The following is a 2,922-nucleotide window of genomic DNA, read 5'->3' on the forward strand; positions in this document are numbered from 1 at the left end:
CCGTGATCGCCCACGATGACGTCCGACGCCACGAGCGCGGCCTGCCAGCCCTGCTGCGGCGGGAGCACCAGCAGGCCGCCGTCGCGGGCGTCGGCCAGCCACAGGCGTACCTGCAGGCCGCCGTGGCCGTACCAGGCGTTGGGGTGTGCCACCAGCACGACCTGGTATTCGTCGACGGGGAGCTCGGCCACCAGCCGGGCCACGAGGTCGCCGTTCGCGCCGAGCAGGGAATGCGCGCCCCACGTCGAGCTGACCAGCACCAGCTTGCGGTGCGGGCCCACCCCCAGAGCCCGCCGGTAGCGGTCACGCCGGGCGAGGTTGGCCCGGATCCGGTCGAACACCAGGTCGCCGACCACCACGGCCCGCGGGAGCGCCTCGGGACAGTCCCGCTCCAGCCGCGCCAGTTGCTCGTGATGCGACAGGGCGATGGCCGCCGGCACGATCCTGCCCTCGTGGACGAGCTGGCGCCGCGCCAGGCCCGAGACCCCGCTCTCGGGGCCGTCCGCCGGGCTGAGGAGCCGGTTGTACCCGGCGCCGTGCGGCACCACCAGCAGCGGGGCCTTCAGCTGGTGCAACGCGCCGTTGGCGCTGGCCGAGACGGCGAGGTGGAACGGCGTCTCCACGGCCTGCGACCAGGGCACGGTCCGCGCCTGGACGCTGCGCAGGTAGTCACCGACGCCGTCGTCGAAGGCCGAGCCGGCCGCGACCGTGAACACCACCTGCACGCGAGGGTCGGACCGGAACAACGGCAGGATCTCCAGCAGCCGGCCGGCCGAGGTCACCGTACGCGCCACCGCGAGGACGGTGCGGCTGGAGCCGACCGTGCGCCACCGGGCAGCCTCGTCCCCGACCGGCACGCGCAGCCAACGCTCGCCGCTCATGAGATCACACTGTATCCCCACCGGTCGGGATGAAAGTTTCAGCAGCGTTCGCCGACTTGTTCAAGGTCGGCGCGGCTGCCCCGTCCCCGGCACCGGGCGCGTTCTTGCGCAGCGGACTTGTCGGGAAGAACGTTTGGGAGCGCTCCCATCGATAAGTCACGGAGAACCCCCATGTCCATTCACCGGAACTCGTGGCGCAGAGCCTTGTCGGCCACGGCCGCCGTGCTGCTCGCCGGATTCGGTCTCGCCGCCGCGCAGACCGCTGCCGAGGCCGCCGCGTCGTGTTCGGCCACCTACTCCAAGGTCTGGGACAACGGCAGCGCCTTCGGCGCCAACATCAACGTCACCAACACCGGTGACCCGTTGACCAAGTGGTCGTTGAGCTTCGACTTCCCCGACAACCAGGTGATCACCCAGATGTGGGAGGGCGTGCCGACCCCGGCCACGCCCACCCCGGCGGGTGCGGCCGTCACCGTCAACCCGACCACCTACAACGCCGCCAAGGCCACCGGGGCGACGTGGACGGTCGGCTTCAACGGCACGTACACCGGCGCCAACAACCCGCCGCCCAGCGTCTCGTGCGTCGGCAACGGCAACGGGGGCCCGCAGCAGCAGGCTCTGGTGGTCTCCTCGACCAGCGTGAGCGTGCCCGAGGGTGGGACCGCGAGCTACACGGTCCGCCTGCAGTCCCAGCCGACCGGCAACGTGACGGTCACCAGCACGGCGGGCACCGGCGACAGCGACATCACCGTGAGCGCCGGCGCCTCCCTGACCTTCACCACGGCCAACTGGAGCACCCCGCAGACCGTGACGCTCCGCGCGGCACAGGACACCGACCGGCTCAACGGCACCCGGCCCATCAGCGTCGCCTCCTCCGGCCTGACCACGGTCACGGTCAACGCCACCGAGGCCGATGACGACGACGGCACCAACCTCCCGGCGCCGATCCTGCGCGTCTCCGGGAACAAGCTGGTCGCCGGCAACGGCAACACCTACCGGTTGCTCGGCGTCAACCGGGCCAGCGGTGAGTTCGCCTGCGTGCAGGGCAAGGGCATGTGGGACAGCGGCCCGGTGGACAAGGCCTCGATCGACGCCATGAAGGCGTGGAACATCCACGCGGTCCGGATCCCGCTGAACGAGGAGTGCTGGATCGGCACCAACGGCTCGCCCAGCGGCGCCGCGTACCAGCAGAACGTCAAGGACTACGTGAACCTGCTGGTGAACAACGGCGTCACGCCGATCGTGGAGATGCACTGGAACTACGGCCAGTACACCGGTCAGGGCGCCGGCTGCTCCGACACCGCGGCGACCTGCCAGAAGCCGATGCCCGACGCGCAGTACGCGCCCACGTTCTGGACCGGCGTGGCCAACGCGTTCAAGGGCAACAACGCGGTCGTCTTCGACCTGTTCAACGAGCCCTACCCGGACGCCGCCGCGAACTGGAACGCGACCGCCGGCTGGACCTGCTGGCGCGACGGCGGCACCTGCACCGGCATCAGCTACCAGGTGGCCGGCATGCAGTCGCTGGTCAACGCCGTACGCGCCACCGGCGCCACCAACGTGATCATGCTCGGCGGCCTGGCCTGGTCCAACGACCTGAGCCAGTGGCTGACCTACAAGCCGACCGACCCGGCCGGCAACCTCATGGCCGCCTGGCACACGTACAACTTCAACACCTGCTCCAACGTCTCCTGCTGGAACAGCCAGGTCGGCGCCGTGGCCGCGCAGGTGCCCGTGCACGCCGGTGAGATCGGGCAGAACTCCTGCGCCCACGACTACATCGACCAGGTGATGGCCTGGGCCGACGCGCACGGCGTCGGATACACCGCCTGGACCTGGAACCCGTGGGGCTGCAGCCAGGGCAACGTCCTCATCACCGACTACAACGGCACCCCGACCAGCACGTACGGCGAGGGCTTCAAGGCACACCTGCTCACCCAGAACCCCTACTCGTAGAACCCCCGGCCCGGCCCGCTGCCAGGCGGGCTCGACGGCCACCTCGAACACCACGTCCTCGTGCCGCACCCCGCCCAGCCCGCCC

The 2,922-nt window shown here is 70.6% G+C and carries 1 protein-coding gene and 1 pseudogene; one reads left to right on the forward strand and one right to left on the reverse strand.

Annotation, left to right across the window (positions count from 1 at the left end; translation table 11 throughout):
* Positions 1-881: pseudogene (locus ACWEPL_RS65085) on the reverse strand (hypothetical protein); the annotation flags it as partial.
* A gap of 171 nt (positions 882-1,052) precedes the next feature.
* Between ACWEPL_RS65085 and ACWEPL_RS65090 the strand changes: the two are divergent.
* Positions 1,053-2,837 carry a cellulase family glycosylhydrolase gene (locus tag ACWEPL_RS65090; protein WP_452443043.1) on the forward strand — a complete coding sequence of 595 codons (1,785 nt, stop codon included), beginning with the start codon at positions 1,053-1,055 and terminating at the stop codon, positions 2,835-2,837.
* The last annotated feature ends 85 nt before the right edge of the window (positions 2,838-2,922 follow it).

The organism is Nonomuraea sp. NPDC004186 (assembly GCF_053603495.1).